The sequence below is a fragment of the Shewanella chilikensis genome, assembly GCF_002836945.1.
GTDB classification, from domain to species: domain Bacteria; phylum Pseudomonadota; class Gammaproteobacteria; order Enterobacterales; family Shewanellaceae; genus Shewanella; species Shewanella chilikensis.
In genome coordinates this window covers 25,401-43,227 of the sequence record NZ_NIJM01000008.1, presented here as the reverse complement: position 1 = coordinate 43,227, position 17,827 = coordinate 25,401, and the positions used below count along the sequence as shown (strand labels likewise).

The window sequence follows — 17,827 nt, the reverse complement described above, 5'->3', positions numbered from 1 at the left end:
GAATACCGGGGAACACACCGGCCAAAACTCAATTCATCTTGGCTACAAGCTTACCTAAGCCATGGCAGGCTTGCCAGTGATGGCGACAAAAATCTCTGTTTCTGTGGCACCGACGATAATAAGTTCATCTCAGTTAAGACTCGAAAGCACAGAGGGATAGCCCCAACCATTGTCTCCTACCTCGACCTGCTCACCGGTAAGGTACTGATACAAAGTCGGCGCCAGTGAGCCGTTATCCAGCGGCCCCAATCTCTGGCCGGGTTTGCTAGGCTCGCCCCAGAAACCTATGAAAGCATCTTTTTCCAGATAATGTTCCCCCGCATGACGCCCCGGCACTAAGGTGTTGTAACCAAAACCCTCTTTGGGGAAGAGATTGATGGTGCCGGCCCTGTCTTCATCATAGAGATGTGCCAGCTGCACCACGGCATCGGGTCTGGGACTCATGGCCGCCAGGCTGCGCCACTGCTCGGCGCTGCAGCCCTTGGCACTCCCCAGGCACAGTTCGAGCAGTTGTTGCTTGGCAGACAGCTGAACATCAGACAGCGGCGCCAAATAAGGGTTGCTCTGAGCCAGTGCCAGCAACTCTGGCGCGCCCTTACCATCCAGCGCCTGATAACGGATAACGCCCGATTCACGATTAATCATTTCATCGCGGCGCTGCCCGTTTCTGTATCCCACCAAACGCACAGAGCAGCTATCAAGCGTACAATCGCTTTGGCGCACCACCAGATAATCCAGCGATTCCTGCAACTCATCAGCAAGCAGGCTGACCATATCCAGCGCCTTACCTCCTTTAACCTTAAAACGGGTCAACTCTTGATACAGGGGTTGCACCTGCCAACCTCGGTCCGAGTTAAAGAAGTCCAGCATATAGTTGCCACCGGCAGTGGAGGCTATCACCAAATCTACCCCATGCAGTGAAGGCGGATTGAGGTTGTTGGTTATCTTGGGGCCTTCTCCTTCATCAGAGGAGATTTTGCTTATCTTGAGCTCGACCCCGCGCTGCTTGAGCGCATCTTGCAACACCAGTTCAGGGTTAAGGGTGTGATACACAGGTGCCAAACCATGATCGCCGGCCATGCCCCACAGCGTCTGCGGATAGATACCCGCGTCCCGATACACCTTGTCCAGACGGCCGAGCCAGTAATCGAGGCGGTTAAGCTCACCGGTCGGCGCTATGATTTCGTCGCTGAACGGCCCCTTGAAATGAGCGAAGTGATCCGGCCAGGGGTTATAAATAAGCAGATAGTCCGGCATTGCCTGCTCACTCAGCAAGGCCAGCTCATTGAGCTGTTCATTGAGCTTGGCCCGTAAGCTCATGCGGGAAAACAACCGCCAGGCGCCCATCCTGTCGTAGGCCTCGAGTTGCTCGCGAACCGCCGCCACGCTATGTTGCAAGCCCTTCTCGGCTTCGGCACGCAGCGACAACTCATTGAGACAGCGCTGCTCGCCAAAATCACGGATCACTTCCCCCAGCCCCAAATTGACCAGGGCATCGAAACTGGTCTGGGCGTTCCAGTCATATTGGGCGTTACAGTTTAAGGTCTTGAGATAGTTCAGGCGGTCGAACATGGTGCGCATGCCACGGCTTTCCACCAGATTTTCGAGCTGCAGGGCATCATTGCCGAAGAAGTAATAGGCCCGATCACGGGTGCGATCGACAAAGTGAAAATTGGGGATCCCTGTGCCCCCCTTACCGGACACTGCGGCGCCTGTCTTGATAATCGGCAGATTGCGCACACTGATGGTAGGCGTGGAAGAGATACCTCCTGTGGTTATGCCATTTTCACTCCGGCGATAGAGTGACTTAAAAAACGGCAGATAGTACTGATCGGTGACGCCATTTTTCACCAGCTGACGCAAAAAGTCCTGTTTGGGAGTGTGCTGCGGCCGCCCCATGGCTGACGCGGGCGTGAGTTGCGACAAAGCCGCATCCCTGGCTAGTACTTCTTTGAGATAAGGGCCGGAATTGGGTGCAACCAACGCCTGCATCAGTCCCTGGCTCAAACCATCTACTGTTATCTGCACCGCTCTTGGGCGTTGACTCCAACTTGCCAAAAAGTCACTCAGCCCCTTGGGGTCTTCCTTGAGACTGGCCTGCATCCAGGCAGAAAAGGCCTTGGCCCGCTGCGCCGGTAATGCATATTGGCGATAGGCCTTGAGCACATTGAGACGGACAAAGTCGATAAGAGTAACTGTTATCGCCTGCGCCTTGTTGTTTACCTTGGCGGCATTTTCCGCCTTGCCATCTTCAATAATCAGCTCGAGGGCGCTGCGCATATCCCCCTCGGGCAGACTGCCGACATACTTGCCAATCTCAGTGATGATCAGCGGCTGAATGTCGGCAATCAGCGCCAGATCTTCAGGGGTGTTGCCAAGATAGCGGTAATGTTCCGGCAGTTTCTTGCCAAGGGCCCAGTCATCATTGTTGAACAGGCGATCATAGACAGTCACCAACATGGCAACCAACTGGCGATTGAGCGTCATGCCTTCGCGTCTGTCATTGGCTTCGGCGGTCGGTTCGGTATTGTCTTTGACCTGCTCCTCCAGGCTGAACAGCGAATGCTGCCAGGGTGCGATTTGCTCCTCGCTGTATTGGCTCAGCAGATAATCCCGGAACTGATCCCGGTTCTCGGCGCGGCTGTATCTGTCGTAAAAAAGGTAGAGAAAATGCCCAAGGGGGATGCTGTAGAAAGGATCCGACAGCCGGGCTATAACCCTGGCCTTGGTCGGCGCATCAAGCGGCAGTGTTAAAATGTAGGCATCCAGACTCATACCGGCAACGGAAAATATCGCCAGATCGCGCCCTGTGGTGACACTGAGCTCCAACCCTTTAAACAGCTGCTTTTGCAGCAGATCGCCGCCGTGATACAAAGGCGCCACCAAAGGCACAGTGTTGATATCGGCCCGCACGCCGTTGCTGCCGAGGCTCAAAGCCAAGCCAAAACTCAAGGCAAGAGCCCGTGATTTGCTCCGCCGGTTAAACAGCCCTGTGACTCGCCCCGCAACGCTTTCCCGGCCCTTGGGCTCCTTTGAGACAGACTCGAGTATCATCACTTCCTTTCCCTGAAACATCTTGATTGCAGCGTCTTAAATGAAACGCCTTGATAGTGGGCGAGTTTAGCAAGAGCTGCCAAGATCCCAAAGCCAAGGCGTTTGACCCAAATCATCCGGTTTACAAAAAAACAGGCCACCCTAATGGGTGGCCTGGTCACTTTCAGTTACTGACTGACAGCGTTTACTTGTTGACCCTGGCGTGCAGTTCCTGCACCGAGGCAACATTGCTTCTGTCGTCGGCATCATGGGCCATACAGGTTGCAAAAGCCGCATTCATGGTGGTGGTGTAGTTCACCTTGTGCTGCAGCGCGCCGCGGCGCAGCTGTCTGGAATCCTCGATGGCCTGACGACCCTCTGTGGTATTCACTATGTAGGTGTATTCACCGTTCTTGATCCGGTCAAGAATGTGTGGACGACCTTCATGCACCTTGTTCACCAGACGGGGATTGATACCCGCTTCACCCAGCACCACAGCCGTGCCGTGGGTGGCATCCAGCTCATAGCCGAGTTCAATCAGCTTGGCCGCCAGATCCGAAACCCGCTTCTTGTCGCTGTGACGAACAGACAACAGGGCGCGGCCTGACTTGGGCACATCCTTCACTGAGCCCAGTTGCGCCTTGGCGTAGGCTTCGGCGAAGGTATCACCCACACCCATCACCTCACCGGTAGAACGCATTTCAGGGCCGAGCAGAGGGTCAACACCCGGGAACTTGTTGAACGGCAGAACCACTTCCTTCACTGAGTAGTAAGGCGGGATCACTTCCTGAGTATGTTGCTGTTCGGCCAGTGAAGTACCGGCCATCACCCGGGCGGCAATCTTGGCCAGAGGCACACCTGTGGCCTTGGAAACGAAAGGCACTGTACGGGCGGCGCGCGGGTTTACCTCAATCAGGTAAATCACATCACTCTTGACCGCAAACTGCACGTTCATCAGACCGACAACGCCTAGCTCCAGCGCCAGCTTGCGTACCTGCTCGCGCATCTCATCCTGAATCGCCTTGGAGAGAGTGTAAGGAGGCAATGAACAACCTGAGTCACCTGAGTGAACACCGGCCTGCTCGATATGCTCCATGATGCCGCCGATAACCACATCTTTACCATCACAGATAGCGTCCACGTCTACTTCGGTGGCGTCATCCAAGAAGCGATCCAGCAGTACCGGCGACTCGTTGGATACACTGACGGCTTCGTTGAAGTAACGGCGCAGATCCTGCTCGTCGTAGACAATTTCCATCGCCCGGCCACCCAGAACATAGGAGGGACGAACCACCAGAGGGTAGCCTATACGCTCGGCATCCAGTACCGCCTGCTCCAGGTTGGTCACAGTGCTGTTTTCAGGCTGTTTCAGCCCCAAACGCTCAACCGCTTGTTGGAAGCGCTCACGGTCTTCGGCGCGGTCGATAGCATCCGGGCTGGTTCCTATGATGGGTACACCTGCGGCTTCCAGGGCTCGGGCCAGTTTCAGTGGTGTTTGGCCACCATACTGCACGATAACCCCTTTGGGCTGCTCAACCCGCACAATTTCCAGTACGTCTTCCAGGGTAACAGGTTCAAAGTAGAGTCTGTCAGAAGTGTCATAGTCGGTGGAAACGGTTTCAGGGTTACAGTTAACCATGATGGTTTCATATCCGTCTTCACGCATCGCCAGCGCTGCATGCACACAGCAGTAGTCGAACTCGATACCCTGACCGATACGGTTGGGGCCGCCACCTATCACCATGATCTTGTCTTTATCGGACGGATTGGCCTCACACTCTTCCTCGTAGGTGGAGTACATGTAGGCGGTATCCGTGGCGAACTCGGCGGCGCAGGTATCTACCCGCTTGTAGACAGGGAAGAGCTCATACTTGTGACGCAGTTTGCGCACTTCACTTTCAGAAACCCCCAGCAGTGACGCCAGGCGCGCATCGGAGAAACCTTTACGTTTCAGCTTGCGCAGGAACTCTTGGGTAAGACCGCTCCAGCCGCTTTCCTTGACCTTCTCTTCCTGCAGCACCAGATCTTCAATCTGCACCAGGAACCAAGGGTCTATGTTGGTGATGCGGCGAATACCTTCCATGGACATACCGGCGCGGAAAGCATCGGCGATATACCAAGGACGCTCAGGGCCGACATCCTGCAACTCGTAACGTATCTTGGCCAGGGCTTCCGGCTCGTTGATATCCACGATAGGGTCGAAACCTGTCATCCCGGTTTCCAGACCGCGCAGAGCTTTTTGCATCGACTCCTGGAAGGTACGGCCAATGGCCATCACTTCACCGACAGACTTCATCTGAGTGGTCAGGCGGTCGTTGGAGCCGGCAAACTTCTCGAAGTTGAAGCGAGGGATTTTGGTAACCACATAGTCGATAGAGGGCTCGAACGAAGCCGGGGTCAGGCCGCCGGTAATGTCGTTCATCAGCTCATCCAGGGTAAAGCCCACCGCCAGCTTGGCTGCAACCTTGGCAATCGGGAAACCGGTCGCCTTGGAAGCCAGCGCAGATGAGCGCGATACCCTTGGGTTCATCTCGATGATCACCATGCGACCATCTTTGGGGTTAATACCAAACTGCACGTTGGAGCCACCGGTTTCAACGCCGATTTCCCGAAGCACCGCCATGGAGGCGTTACGCATCAGTTGATATTCTTTGTCGGTCAGGGTCTGGGCCGGTGCAACTGTGATGGAGTCACCTGTGTGTACGCCCATGGGGTCAAAGTTTTCGATGGCGCAGACTATGATGCAGTTGTCGTTGCGATCGCGCACCACTTCCATTTCGTACTCTTTCCAGCCAATCAGCGACTCGTCAATCAGCAGCTCATTGGTCGGCGACAAGTCCAGACCCCGGGTACAGATCTCTTCAAACTCTTCGACGTTGTAAGCGATACCGCCGCCGCTGCCGCCCATGGTGAAAGAGGGCCGAATGATGCAGGGGAAGCCCACTTCATTCAGTACCTTGTGCGCTTCTTCCATGCTGTGGGCAATACCGGCACGAGGACACTCGAGGCCGATACTCTTCATCGCCTTGTCGAAACGGGCACGGTCTTCGGCCTTGTCGATGGCATCGGCAGTGGCACCGATCATCTCGACATCAAACTCTTTCAATACGCCTTTGGCTTCCAGTTCCAGGGCACAGTTCAGCGCCGTCTGGCCGCCCATGGTTGGCAGAATCGCATCGGGGCGTTCTTTGGCGATAATGTTGCGCACCACTTCCCAGTGGATAGGCTCGATGTATGTGGCATCGGCCATTTCCGGGTCTGTCATGATGGTTGCAGGGTTGGAGTTCACCAGAATAACCCGGTAACCCTCTTCTCTCAGCGCCTTACAGGCCTGGGCTCCCGAATAGTCAAATTCACAGGCCTGACCGATAACGATTGGGCCGGCACCCAGGATAAGAATACTTTGGATATCAGTACGTTTTGGCATTTTCTTCTATCTTCTCACGGCGATTACAGCTTGACTTGGTGACGGTATTGCTCAATCAGTTCGATAAAGTGATCGAACAGTGGTGCACAATCGTGCGGCCCCGGACTCGCTTCAGGGTGACCCTGGAAGCTGAAGGCCGGCTTGTCTGTCAGGTGGATCCCCTGCAGTGAGCCATCAAACAGCGACTTGTGAGTCACCTTGATGTTGGCAGGCAGTGTGGCTTCGTCGGCAGCAAAACCATGGTTCTGACTGGTGATCATCACAGTGCCTTTGTCAATATCGCTTACCGGGTGGTTGGCACCGTGGTGACCAAACTTCATCTTCAGCGTCTTGGCACCGTTGGCCAGCGCCAGCAGTTGGTGGCCAAGGCAGATGCCGAATACCGGGATATCGGTTTCGAGAATTTGCTGAATCGCCTTGATGGCATAGTCACATGGCTCCGGGTCACCGGGGCCGTTGGAGAGGAATACCCCATCCGGTGCCATCGCCAGTACTTCACTGACAGGCGTTTGTGCAGGAACCACAGTCACATCACAGCCTCTGTCTACCAGCATCCGCAGTATGTTCTGCTTCACGCCGTAGTCATAAGCCACTACCTTGTACTTGAGTTCTGACTCGGGAGTATCGACCGGCAGGCCGCTCTCCAAACGCCAGGTTCCCTTGCGCCAGGTGTAAGACTTGTCGGTCGTCACTTCCTTGGCCAAGTCCATGCCTTTCAGCCCAGGGAATGCCTTGGCGGCGGCCAGCGCCTTGTCTACGTCCTGCTCACCCACCAGAATGCAACCGGCCTGAGCGCCCTTCTCCCGCAGAATACGGGTCAGCTTACGGGTGTCGATATCGGCGATACCGACTACCTTGTTGGCTTTGAGGTAATCACTGAGGGATTGTTGGTTACGGAAGTTACTGGCGAGGAGGGGAAGATCACGAATAATAAGACCACAGGCATGAACTGCATCGGATTCTGTGTCTTCATTGTTAGTACCGGTATTACCGATATGTGGGTAGGTTAGAGTTACTATCTGGCGAGAATAAGATGGATCGGTGAGGATTTCTTGATATCCGGTCATCGAAGTGTTAAAAACGACTTCTCCGACTGCGATCCCATCGGCACCGATTGCTGTGCCGGAAAATACGCTTCCATCTTCGAGTACGAGTAAGGCAGACTTTGTCAACGCGACCTCCGAGAAAAGAGCCAAGCCACTGAAATGTAATGTTTTTATCTTTGTTTAAAGTACCAATTTCCGCTAAAATACGAAATTTTGACAAATTCCGCGCATCCTACACGATAAATATCGATCCGTCTATAGCCAGACGGAGGAATTCAAAAAAAAACCGCCAATCGGCGGTTTTTTAAATAATGTCATAGGGGTTTCAACCCCAATACCTGTTGCATGTCGTAGAGCCCGGCATCCTGTTCCTGCAACCAAAGTGCCGCACGCATGGCGCCGTTGGCAAAGGTCATTCGGCTGGAAGCCTTGTGAGTGATCTCCAAACGCTCGCCCATATCGGCAAACATGGCGGTATGCTCACCCACCAAGTCGCCCGCCCTGATAGTGGCAAAACCTATGGTGTCGCGCTCACGCTCGCCGGTGATCCCTTCGCGGCCATAGACGGCGACTTTTTCCAGATCCCGCCCCAGTGTGTTGGCAATCACTTCCCCCATCTTCAAGGCGGTACCTGAAGGTGCATCCTTCTTGTGCCTGTGATGGCCTTCGATGATCTCTATGTCGGTATAATCACCCATGACTTCCGCCGCCAATTCCAGCAGCTTCCACATCAAGTTAACCCCAACCGACATATTGGGTGCCAATACCACAGGGATCTGCTCGGCAAAGGCCTCAATCTGCGCCTTTTGCGCCGAATTGAAACCTGTAGTGCCTATCACTATCGCCTTATGATGGCGGGCGCACCAATCCAGATTGCTGAGGGTGCCTTCCGGGCTGGTGAAATCCACCAGCACATCGAAGTCATCAGCAACCTGATCCAGGCTATCGCAGACCCGGACATGAAGACAACCGACCCCGGCCAACTCTCCGGCATCGACTCCCACCAGAGTCGAGCCAGCGCGCTCGATGGCCGCGCCCAGAATGATCCGGCTGGAATGCGCGGCCGCTTCTATCAAGGTACGCCCCATACGGCCGCTGCTTCCGGCAACCGCAACTCTGACATGTCCACTCATAACTTTCTCCACATACAGGCTAAAAAAATCGCCTGAGTCAGACTCAAGCGATTTTGGTATTACAGAATGTCCAGCAGTTCCACTTCAAAGACCAGAGTGGAATAAGGCGGGATAGCCGCCCCGGCACCGCGCTCGCCGTAGGCCAGGTGATGCGGTACATACAGCTTGTACTTGGCGCCAACCGGCATCAGTTGCAGCGCTTCGGTCCAACCGGCAATCACGCCGGAAACCGGGAATTCGGCAGGCTGACCACGGGTTACTGAACTGTCGAATACTTTACCGTCGATAAAGGTACCGTGATAGTGAGTACGAACGTTGGAATCATAGCTTGGCTTCTCGCCTGAGCCTTCGTTGATGATTTCGTACTGCAGACCTGATTCGGTAGTCACCACACCTTCACGTTTGGCGTTTTCGGCCAGGAAAGCATTACCTTCGGCAGAAGCGGCTTCGGCAGCCTCTTCCTGCGCCTTTTGCAAGCGACGGCTGATTTCAGAGAAAGCAACCTGCATATCTTCCATGGAAACAACACTCTCTTTGCCGTCAAATGCATCGGCCAGACCGGCTTGAACGGCTGGAATATCCAGACCTTCGAAAGAGTTTGCGGCCAGTTGCTCACCCAACTGGCGGCCTACGCCGTAGCTGGCTTGTTGTTCAACACTGGTGAACTTATCAGACATAATCAGTTTACTCTCAGTTTATCTGTGAATTTTTCGCGGCACAGTGTAACACTTATCCGGGTTCAAGTGTTGCGCTTATTCGTATCCTTACGCTTTGTTCATTCGCCGAGTCTCAAGCCAAAATGGACAGAAGGCCGAGCCTCAAGCCGACTTTGTTAACCTCATTTTTGGCAAGAGCTAAATTTACCCTTGCTCGCCTGATAGAGCGGCATCATCTGCGCTTGTAAATCACGCAACTGGGCAATGCGGTTCTCATTGGATGGATGAGTCGACAACAGCTCCGGCCCCTGACCGCCCCCCGCCTTGGCCATGTTTTGCCATAAGGTCACCCCGGCTCCAGGATCGAAGCCGGCCCTGGCCATCAGCTCCAGCCCCATCACATCGGCCTCGGATTCCTGCGCCCGGCCATAGGGTAAGATATAGCCCACCTGCACCCCAAGCCCCAGGGCCGCCATGTAAAGATCGGCATTGGCTACTTGCCCCATCCCCAACGCCGTACCGGCCAACTGCATACCGGTATTGCTGAGTTGGGCCCGTGAGGCCTGTTCATTACCGTGCTGCGCCAACACATGCGCTATCTCATGGCCGATTACCGTTGCCAGTTGGTCTTCATTGTTGGCCACCTTAAGAAGCCCGGTATAGACACCGATATGACCACCGGGCAAGGCAAAGGCGTTGACCTGATCCGACTCAAACAGTACCCATTGCCAATGTTGTTGCGGCAATAAAGAGGTAATACGCTGCGCCACACAGGCAACATAGGCACTGGCGGCCTTGTCCTGGCTCTGCTTCTCTTTTGCTTTTATCTGCTCGAAAGAGGCGGTACCCATCTGGTTTATCTGCTCGGGCGAAAACAACAGCATCTGCGAGCGCCCGGTGGGCGACTGAGTAGTGGAGCAGCCTGAAAGAGCTCCCACAAAGAGTATGGCAAGTAGGCCGAAAATTCGGTTATTCATCTTTTATCTTCCGGTGATAAAGTTTCCCTGGATTTTACCTGAGTGTCACACGCAAGCACAGCTTCTCGTATCGCCAATGATCCCGCCGGCCAAAAGCCAGCTGCGCGTACAGCCAGCTGCGCGTACAGCCAAGGCTTGAAAAAAGTTGACCTCTGGCTTGTCAGGCACGACACTGATTGAGATACATGGATACGGCAAACGCCGTTATCCACTTATAAGTTACTCTTTACCAAACGTCTTTTTATAGGTTCCAACTCATACAATGCTTGAAGAATTAGCCTTGGGGGGATTGCTGTTCAGTCCTTTGGTTCTCTTCGCACCTCTTGCGCTCGCACTCTGGTTTCTGACCAGACTGGTTCTTCACTGGACCGGACTGTACACAAAAATCTGGCGAGTGGCCTGGTTCGAAGTCGCCCTGTTCGTGTGCTATCTGGCACTGATTATCTACCTGTTTGAGAGTTGACACTTATCATGGCAAAAGTACTGCGCATCTCCATTACCTTGCTTCTCGTGCTGGCTGCCTTAGTGGCCGGATATTGGATTTGGAATCACTACCTCTATTCCCCCTGGACCCGTGATGGCCGGGTGCGGGCCGAAGTCATTACCCTCTCGGCCGATGTCTCAGGCTGGGTCACTCAACTGAATGTTAAAGATAACCAACAAGTCAAACGTGGCGATCTGCTGTTTAAGGTGGACGATACCCGTTATCAAGCCGCCAGTACCGAATTGGCCGCCGAGCTGGAAAACAAGCTACATGCATGGGAACTGGCCAAGCACAAATATGAACGGCGCAAGAATCTCACCGGCCGCGAGGTGATCAGTGAAGAGGATTTGGAAACTGCACGGATCAACACAGAGTTGGCCAAAGCCAGCTACAACTTGGCAAAGGCCAGACTCGACAGCAGCAAAATAGATCTGCAGCGCACTCAGGTTCACTCCCCCGCCGATGGCACCATAATCAACCTCAGCCTGCGTCGGGGCAACTATGTTAACCAGGGCAAGGCGGTATTATCTCTGGTTAAACAAGGCTCTTTCTATGTCACAGGGTACTTTGAAGAAACCAAACTGCCATTAATAAAGGTAGGCCAAAAGGCCAAAATCAGCCTAATGAGCGGTGGCGAGCCGCTCAGGGGCGAAGTGATCAGCATAGGCAAAGCAATTGCCGATACCAATACCAATGCCAATGGTCAACTGTTGCCGCAAATTCAACAGAGCTTCAACTGGGTCAGGCTGGCACAGAGGATCCCTGTTGATATCAAGCTGGACCCGGCTTCGGAACAACATGAACTCAGCGCCGGATTGACGGTTTCCATCCAACTGCAAGCCGAAAAATAATATGCCCCTATCTCCCACGCTGGCGGTATTTCTGACCCCGGACAAGCGCACGCTAATCTTCGCCACCAAAGGGGTGATTGCCATGGCACTGGCATTGACGGCGGCGCTCTATCTGGACTTGGAGCGCCCCTACTGGGCGCTGGTATCGGCAATATTCCTGCAGATGCGCCCCGAAAGTGGCCTGGTGCTGGAAAAAGGTCTTTGCCAGATAATAGGCACCCTGGTAGGCGGGGTTGCCGGCATAGCTATTCTCAGCATTTTTTACGGTGCCCCCGAACTGGCCATGCTCACCCTGGCGCTGTGGTTGGGGCTCAACTCTGCATTGTCGGCCATGGTACGCCATATCAACTTTGTCTACGCCTTTGCCATGGCGGGGATCACCCCCTGTCTTATTGTGCTCTTGGTGATGGTAAGCCCAGCTACAGCAAACAGTGAAACCATCTTCGCCGTCGCCCACTCCAGGGTCAGCGAAATTATAGTCGGTGCCATCTGTGCCACTCTGATGAGCCAGTTGCTGTGGCCAGTCAGAGTCACCGAAGGGCTACAAAAACAAACCCGTAAAATAGTCAACCAAACCCTGGAATACCTCACACTGGAGCTGGATCTCAACGGCTCCCATGAAAATCGCCATAATCAGATAGACGCAATTCTTGAATCACTGGCAGCAGCCAGCGACGATGCCAACGCTCTCAGCTACGAGGGTCCGGAAGGCCCGGGACGCAGTCGTGCGGCCAATTTGTTATTCAACAAGGTGTTATCATTGCTCGCCGTGATCCAGATATTCGGCCGTTTGCAGCGTAACCACGAAGAGTTGATGACAAGCACTCTCTCAGGGCTAATCCGTACCCTAAAAAGCAACTTCAAGGCGATGTCCGAGTCGGACGATTTCCAATTCTGTTATGAATTGGCACACAGGCAAAGGCGCGAAATCATCCACTTTCGCAACACTCATACCTGTATCAGCCCACTGGAATCGCGGCTGCTGAAAACCGCCTCGGAGCTGGCCAGCGATTTGGTGCTGGTGCTGCGGGCATTCAAGGCGTTGGAGTCACCGGATAAAACGCTGCTCAATGCTCCCGCGATGCAGACCCACAGAGATCCCCTGCTGGGGCTTATCACGGGTGTCAGAACCATGCTGATTTTCCTGATAGGTGCCGGGATGTGGATTGGCACCGCTTCCAGTGCGGCCCTGATGATAATGACCATGCCGGTGATCTTCTCCATCATGATGGCCAGACTGCCCTTACCCCTTTTGAGCATGATCCTGCGGCGACTGCTGATAGGAGTAATGATCGCCATTCCTGTCGCAATATTTTACGCCCTCGGACTACTGGCCCAAAGCAGCGGCGATATTGAGATCATGTTGTTGGTATTGGCAGGCCCCTTCTTTATTGGCCTGATGGCGCTGGCCAATCAGGCCACCCTGCCCTACGGCCTTGGATTTTGCATCCCATTTGCTATTTTGGTCAGCCCCGGCAAAGACATGAGCCAGGCTTTTGCCGTAGACAACACCCTGAGCAAGGCGATGGCCATCTTTGTCGGCGTCAGCATCCTCTATTGGCTGTTTAAGCTGGTGACTGAGCCCGGGGTCAAAATGATGCAGCAACGCCTACTCAACGCCACCCGCAAAGATCTGATTGAGATGGTCAAACAGGACAAGCCTGAAGACTGGTTTAATGCCCGTATGGCTGATCGCTTGCTGCGCTTGGCCAATTATGAACGCAGCAGCCAGAGCAGCAACCGAACCCTGACCGACTTAGGCCTCACCGGCCTTAACCTGGGCCATGTATCAATGCGTCTGCGCCGCCTGCTGGCCAGCATCAGCGACAGCCAACTCGACGAACTACTGCAAGACTGGCAACTGGCGCTCGCCAACGCCTTTATCTTCTGTTCCCGCGGCGAAAATCCACCTGATTTCCGTAGCAGTTGCGAACGCCTTTTAGCCCGGCTGCAAACCGATGGTTTGACACAGGAGCAACTGGAAATGGTTCAGGGGATGTTTGAGCGCCTGATAATGACCTTTGAGCGCAGCTCCGCCATGATAAGCAATGCCAATGCACCCGTAACCCAAGCTGAGTCTGCGCCAAAGCAAGGGCAAGAGTCTGCGCCACCGCAAGAGCAAGAGTCTTCTTCCGAACAAAAGCCTTAGGCAAAGACCTGAAGCTCAGCGCCATAAGTCATCCAACCCGATAGAAACTTGCAAACTACTTGACTGCTCAAGCAAATAGACTAATACTTGCACAATCAAGTATTAATAAAGCATTGGTCAAGTTAATTTCGTTTCCAGAGGTTTCACAGATGACACAACCCATAACGACAAGCATTGTGCTTGCTATAACCGAGATGCACAGTCAACTGCAACGCAGTCTGGCAGGCAGGTTGTCGCTGCACGGTATCAGCTTCAGCGAGTTTTTGGTACTGAGACAATTGGCAAAGGCCGAGGGCAATAAACTCAGAAGGATCGACCTGGCCCAGGGTGCCGGACTCAGCGCTTCGGGGATCACCCGCCTGCTTAACCCAATGGAAAAAATGGGTCTGGTAGAAAAGGAAACCGCCAGCCGTGATGCCAGAGTCAGCCTGGTAGCCCTGACACCGGCGGGCACTAAGATTTTTACTGAGGCCGAGGTATCATTTCAGCAAGTCGCCGATGAGTTTATGTCACGCTTGAGTGAGCAAGAGCAACAACTGTGGCTAAGCCTGCTCCATAAGCTGGGTGCCTGAATATCAGGGCTCTGAATACCAGACAGTAACTCTGAACATTGCTATTCTAAAAGTGCTTAAATCCGCGGCCGGAAACAGCAGCAACAGCATAAGTATCGAGTGCGACATTAACGCCAGCTCAAGTATGACCCCAAAAAAAACCGATGCCTTGAGCATCGGTTTTTTGTTTCGGTAGAGCGCCGGTTAGCTATTCAAATCCTGAAAGAACTTTTTCACTCCATCGAAGAAGCCTTCAGCCTTGGGGCTATGTTTCTTGGATGCGCCGGTGACTGAAGTTTCAAATTCACGCAGCAGCTCTTTCTGACGCTCTGACAAGTTCACCGGCGTTTCCATCACCACTTTGCAAAGCAGATCGCCAACCGCGTGACTGCGCACCGACTTAACCCCTTTGCCGCGCATGCGGAACATGCGGCCGGTCTGGGTTTCCGCCGGGATCTTCAGGTTGACCTTACCATCCAGTGTCGGCACTTCCACTTCACCGCCGAGGGCGGCCTTGGCGAAGGATATCGGCACTTCACAATAAAGGTTATTGCCGTCACGGACAAAGATCGGGTGCTCGCGCACAGTAACCTGTACATAGAGATCCCCCGCCGGGGCTCCGAATTCACCGGCTTCACCTTCACCGGCCAGGCGGATACGGTCGCCGGTATCGACACCGGCCGGAATTTTCACCGACAGTGTCTTGCTCTTTTCTATGCGGCCATCACCGTGACACTTGCTGCAAGGTTCTTTGATGATCTTGCCGCGACCATGACAGGTAGGACAAGGTTGCTGCACAGCAAAAAAACCCTGACGCATCTGTACCTGACCGGCACCATGACAGGTACCACAAGTGGTCGCCGAGGTACCCTTCTTCGCGCCGCTGCCATCACAGAGATCACAGCTAACCAAGGTTGGGATCCTAAGCTCACGGGTAATACCACGCACCGCTTCTTCCAGCGACAGTTCCAGGTTGTAACGCAGATCTGAACCACGGGCAGCTTGACGATGCCCGCCGCGACGACCACCACCGAAGATATCCCCGAACACGTCACCAAAGATATCACCGAAATCAGCGCCGCCACCAAAACCACCACCGCCACGGTTAGGGTCAACCCCGGCATGACCAAACTGATCATAGGCAGCTTTTTTGTCTTCGTCGGTCAGGATCTCGTAGGCTTCTTTGACTTCTTTAAAGCTGGCCTCGGCCGCCTTATCGCCCGGATTGCGGTCAGGGTGATACTTCATCGCCAGGCGCTTATAGGCCTTCTTGATCTCCCGCTCGCTGGCGTCGCGACCGACGCCCAATACTTCGTAATAATCTCGCTTTGACATAATCTCACGCTTTCCAAGCTGGATTCACACAAGCGGGCGTTAGGGTTGCCCCGTAACGCCCGCCGGAATTAATCGAGTGTTACCACCCAATTACTTCTTGTCGTCTTTAACCTCTTCGAACTCGGCATCGACAACGTCATCGGCCTGGGCATTGCTGCTCTGGGCTTCGCCTTGACCTTGGCCTTGTTGTGCCTTGGCCTGAGCGATTTCCATCAGCTTGGCAGAAGCTTCTATCAGCTCTTGAGTCGCCTTCTCGATAGCTTCTTTGTCGTTACCCTTGGTGGCAGTTTCTACAGCAGCCATAGCGGTTTCGATCTTGGCCTTGTCGTCTGCTGCCAGAGCGTCACCGGCTTCTTCCACCTGTTTCTTGGTGGCGTGTACCAGACCGTCAGCCTGGTTGCGGGCGCTGACCAGTTCTTCAAATTTCTTGTCTTCCTCGGCATGAGCCTCGGCGTCGCGAACCATTTTCTCGACTTCATCATCAGACAGACCGGAAGAGGCCTTGATGGTGATGTTCTGCTCTTTGCCTGTCTTCTTGTCTTTGGCAGACACGTGCAGAATACCGTCGGCGTCGATGTCGAAAGTCACTTCAATCTGTGGCATGCCGCGTGGAGCAGGCTCAATACCTTCCAGGTTGAACTGACCCAGTGACTTGTTGGCGCTGGCTTGCTTACGCTCACCCTGCAGCACATGAATGGTCACTGCGCTCTGGTTGTCGTCTGCTGTAGAGAAGGTCTGCTGTGCCTTGGTAGGAATAGTCGTATTCTTCTCAATCAGCTTAGTCATTACGCTGCCCATGGTTTCGATACCCAGAGACAGAGGCGTTACGTCCAGCAGCAGTACGTCTTTCACGTCACCGGCCAGTACACCACCTTGAATCGCAGCACCTACGGCTACCGCTTCATCAGGGTTCACGTCTTTACGTGGTTCCTTACCGAAGAAGTTGGTTACCGCTTCCTGAACCTTAGGCATACGGGTTTGACCGCCCACCAAGATCACTTCGTTGATGTCAGACACTGACAGGTCGGCATCAGCCAGAGCCACTTTCAGAGGCTCCAGAGAGCGCTGGATCAGGTCTTCAACCAGAGATTCCAGTTTGGCACGGGTGATCTTAACCACCAAGTGCTTGGGACCTGTCGCATCGGCAGTGATGTAAGGCAGGTTCACCTCGGTCTGAGTGGTGCTGGACAGCTCAATCTTGGCCTTCTCGGCAGCTTCTTTCAGACGCTGCATAGCCAGAGGGTCGTTACGCAGATCCAGACCTTGCTCTTTCTTGAATTCGTCAGCCAGGTAGTTGATCAGACGGTTGTCGAAGTCTTCACCACCCAGGTGAGTATCACCGTTGGTTGCCAGTACTTCGAAAGTCTGGTCGCCGTCGTTGCTGTCGATTTCGATGATGGAGATATCAAAAGTACCACCACCCAGGTCATATACAGCAACAATGTTGTCGCCCTGCTTCTTGTCGATACCATAGGCCAGTGCCGCTGCAGTTGGCTCGTTGATGATACGTTTTACTTCCAGACCCGCAATACGGCCGGCATCTTTGGTGGCCTGACGCTGAGAGTCGTTGAAGTAAGCAGGTACTGTGATTACCGCTTCAGTCACTGGCTCACCCAGGAAATCTTCAGCAGTTTTCTTCATCTTTTTCAGTACTTCAGCAGACACCTGAGGAGGTGCCATTTTCTTGCCATGGCTTTCAATCCAAGCATCGCCGTTGTCGGCCTTGATGATCTTGAAAGGCATGATGCTGACATCGCGCTGAACTTCATCGTCAGTAAAGCGACGGCCAATCAAACGCTTGATGGCAAAGAAAGTGTTGGCAGGGTTGGTAACAGCCTGACGCTTTGCAGGTGAGCCAACCAGCGTCTCGTCTTCAGTGAAGGCGATGATAGAAGGTGTAGTACGATCGCCTTCGGCATTCTCCAATACGCGAGCCTTGTCACCATCGAGGACAGCTACACAAGAGTTTGTTGTGCCTAAGTCGATACCAATAATTTTACCCATGAGGTCCTCCGAAAAATCTTTTCTTTCGAACTGAATATGTTTATCTGATTTCAGATATGGGGGTAAACTCGCTGTTTTCAAGCCCGTTGTAGATGGCCCCCAATCTTGCCTTACCCCCTATATAAGGGCGTAAAACTGCTTTACAAGGGCCAGGAAGAAAAAAATGGATCTTTTGTACAAT

At 53.8% G+C, this 17,827-nt stretch carries 12 protein-coding genes; 4 read left to right on the top strand and 8 right to left on the bottom strand.

What is annotated here, in order from left to right; translation table 11 throughout:
• Positions 1 to 129: 129 nt before the first annotated feature.
• From CX651_RS04445 to CX651_RS04420, 6 genes are all read right to left on the bottom strand, one after another.
• The gene (locus CX651_RS04445) at positions 130 to 3,075 is read right to left on the bottom strand and encodes an alkaline phosphatase family protein (protein WP_229839764.1); all 2,946 of its coding nucleotides are present in this window, start codon (positions 3,073 to 3,075) and stop codon (positions 130 to 132) included.
• Positions 3,076 to 3,238: 163 nt separating this feature from the next.
• Complete coding sequence (gene carB, locus CX651_RS04440; RefSeq protein WP_100144222.1) at positions 3,239 to 6,460, bottom strand: carbamoyl-phosphate synthase large subunit; 3,222 nt, start codon at positions 6,458 to 6,460, stop codon at positions 3,239 to 3,241.
• A 23-nt stretch (positions 6,461 to 6,483) separates the two neighbouring features.
• Positions 6,484 to 7,632 (bottom strand): glutamine-hydrolyzing carbamoyl-phosphate synthase small subunit, encoded by a 1,149-nt coding sequence (gene carA / locus CX651_RS04435; RefSeq protein ID WP_101053927.1) that lies wholly within the window; start codon positions 7,630 to 7,632, stop codon positions 6,484 to 6,486.
• Between the two features lie 188 nt (positions 7,633 to 7,820).
• The gene (gene dapB / locus CX651_RS04430; protein WP_101053923.1) at positions 7,821 to 8,639 is read right to left on the bottom strand and encodes a 4-hydroxy-tetrahydrodipicolinate reductase; all 819 of its coding nucleotides are present in this window, start codon (positions 8,637 to 8,639) and stop codon (positions 7,821 to 7,823) included.
• A gap of 59 nt (positions 8,640 to 8,698) precedes the next feature.
• Positions 8,699 to 9,316: an FKBP-type peptidyl-prolyl cis-trans isomerase gene (locus CX651_RS04425; protein ID WP_039033627.1), complete on the bottom strand. Its 618-nt coding sequence runs from the start codon at positions 9,314 to 9,316 to the stop codon at positions 8,699 to 8,701.
• Positions 9,317 to 9,477: 161 nt separating this feature from the next.
• Positions 9,478 to 10,272, bottom strand: coding sequence for a M48 family metallopeptidase (locus CX651_RS04420; RefSeq protein ID WP_039033626.1), 795 nt, complete (start codon positions 10,270 to 10,272; stop codon positions 9,478 to 9,480).
• Between the two features lie 262 nt (positions 10,273 to 10,534).
• On the opposite strand from CX651_RS04420, the gene CX651_RS04415 reads away from it, so the two are divergent.
• The 4 genes from CX651_RS04415 to CX651_RS04400 all read left to right on the top strand — a co-directional run bounded on the left by CX651_RS04415 (position 10,535) and on the right by CX651_RS04400 (position 14,328).
• A complete protein-coding gene (locus CX651_RS04415) occupies positions 10,535 to 10,735 on the top strand; it encodes a DUF1656 domain-containing protein (protein ID WP_039033625.1) in 201 nt (66 codons plus the stop codon).
• A gap of 8 nt (positions 10,736 to 10,743) precedes the next feature.
• Positions 10,744 to 11,607 carry an efflux RND transporter periplasmic adaptor subunit gene (locus tag CX651_RS04410; RefSeq protein WP_101054045.1) on the top strand — a complete coding sequence of 288 codons (864 nt, stop codon included), beginning with the start codon at positions 10,744 to 10,746 and terminating at the stop codon, positions 11,605 to 11,607.
• Between the two features lies 1 nt (position 11,608).
• A complete protein-coding gene (locus tag CX651_RS04405; protein WP_101053920.1) occupies positions 11,609 to 13,756 on the top strand; it encodes an FUSC family protein in 2,148 nt (715 codons plus the stop codon).
• Between the two features lie 149 nt (positions 13,757 to 13,905).
• Complete coding sequence (locus tag CX651_RS04400) at positions 13,906 to 14,328, top strand: MarR family winged helix-turn-helix transcriptional regulator (RefSeq protein ID WP_101053917.1); 423 nt, start codon at positions 13,906 to 13,908, stop codon at positions 14,326 to 14,328.
• 183 nt (positions 14,329 to 14,511) lie between these two features.
• Here CX651_RS04400 and dnaJ read toward each other — a convergent pair whose 3' ends face one another.
• Together dnaJ and dnaK are read right to left on the bottom strand one after the other, a co-directional pair.
• Positions 14,512 to 15,642, bottom strand: a complete 1,131-nt coding sequence (gene dnaJ / locus CX651_RS04390) for a molecular chaperone DnaJ (RefSeq protein WP_039033623.1) — start codon at positions 15,640 to 15,642, stop codon at positions 14,512 to 14,514.
• Between the two features lie 90 nt (positions 15,643 to 15,732).
• On the bottom strand, positions 15,733 to 17,646 hold the full coding sequence (gene dnaK / locus CX651_RS04385) for a molecular chaperone DnaK (RefSeq protein ID WP_039033622.1): 1,914 nt from the start codon (positions 17,644 to 17,646) through the stop codon (positions 15,733 to 15,735).
• Positions 17,647 to 17,827 lie beyond the last annotated feature (181 nt).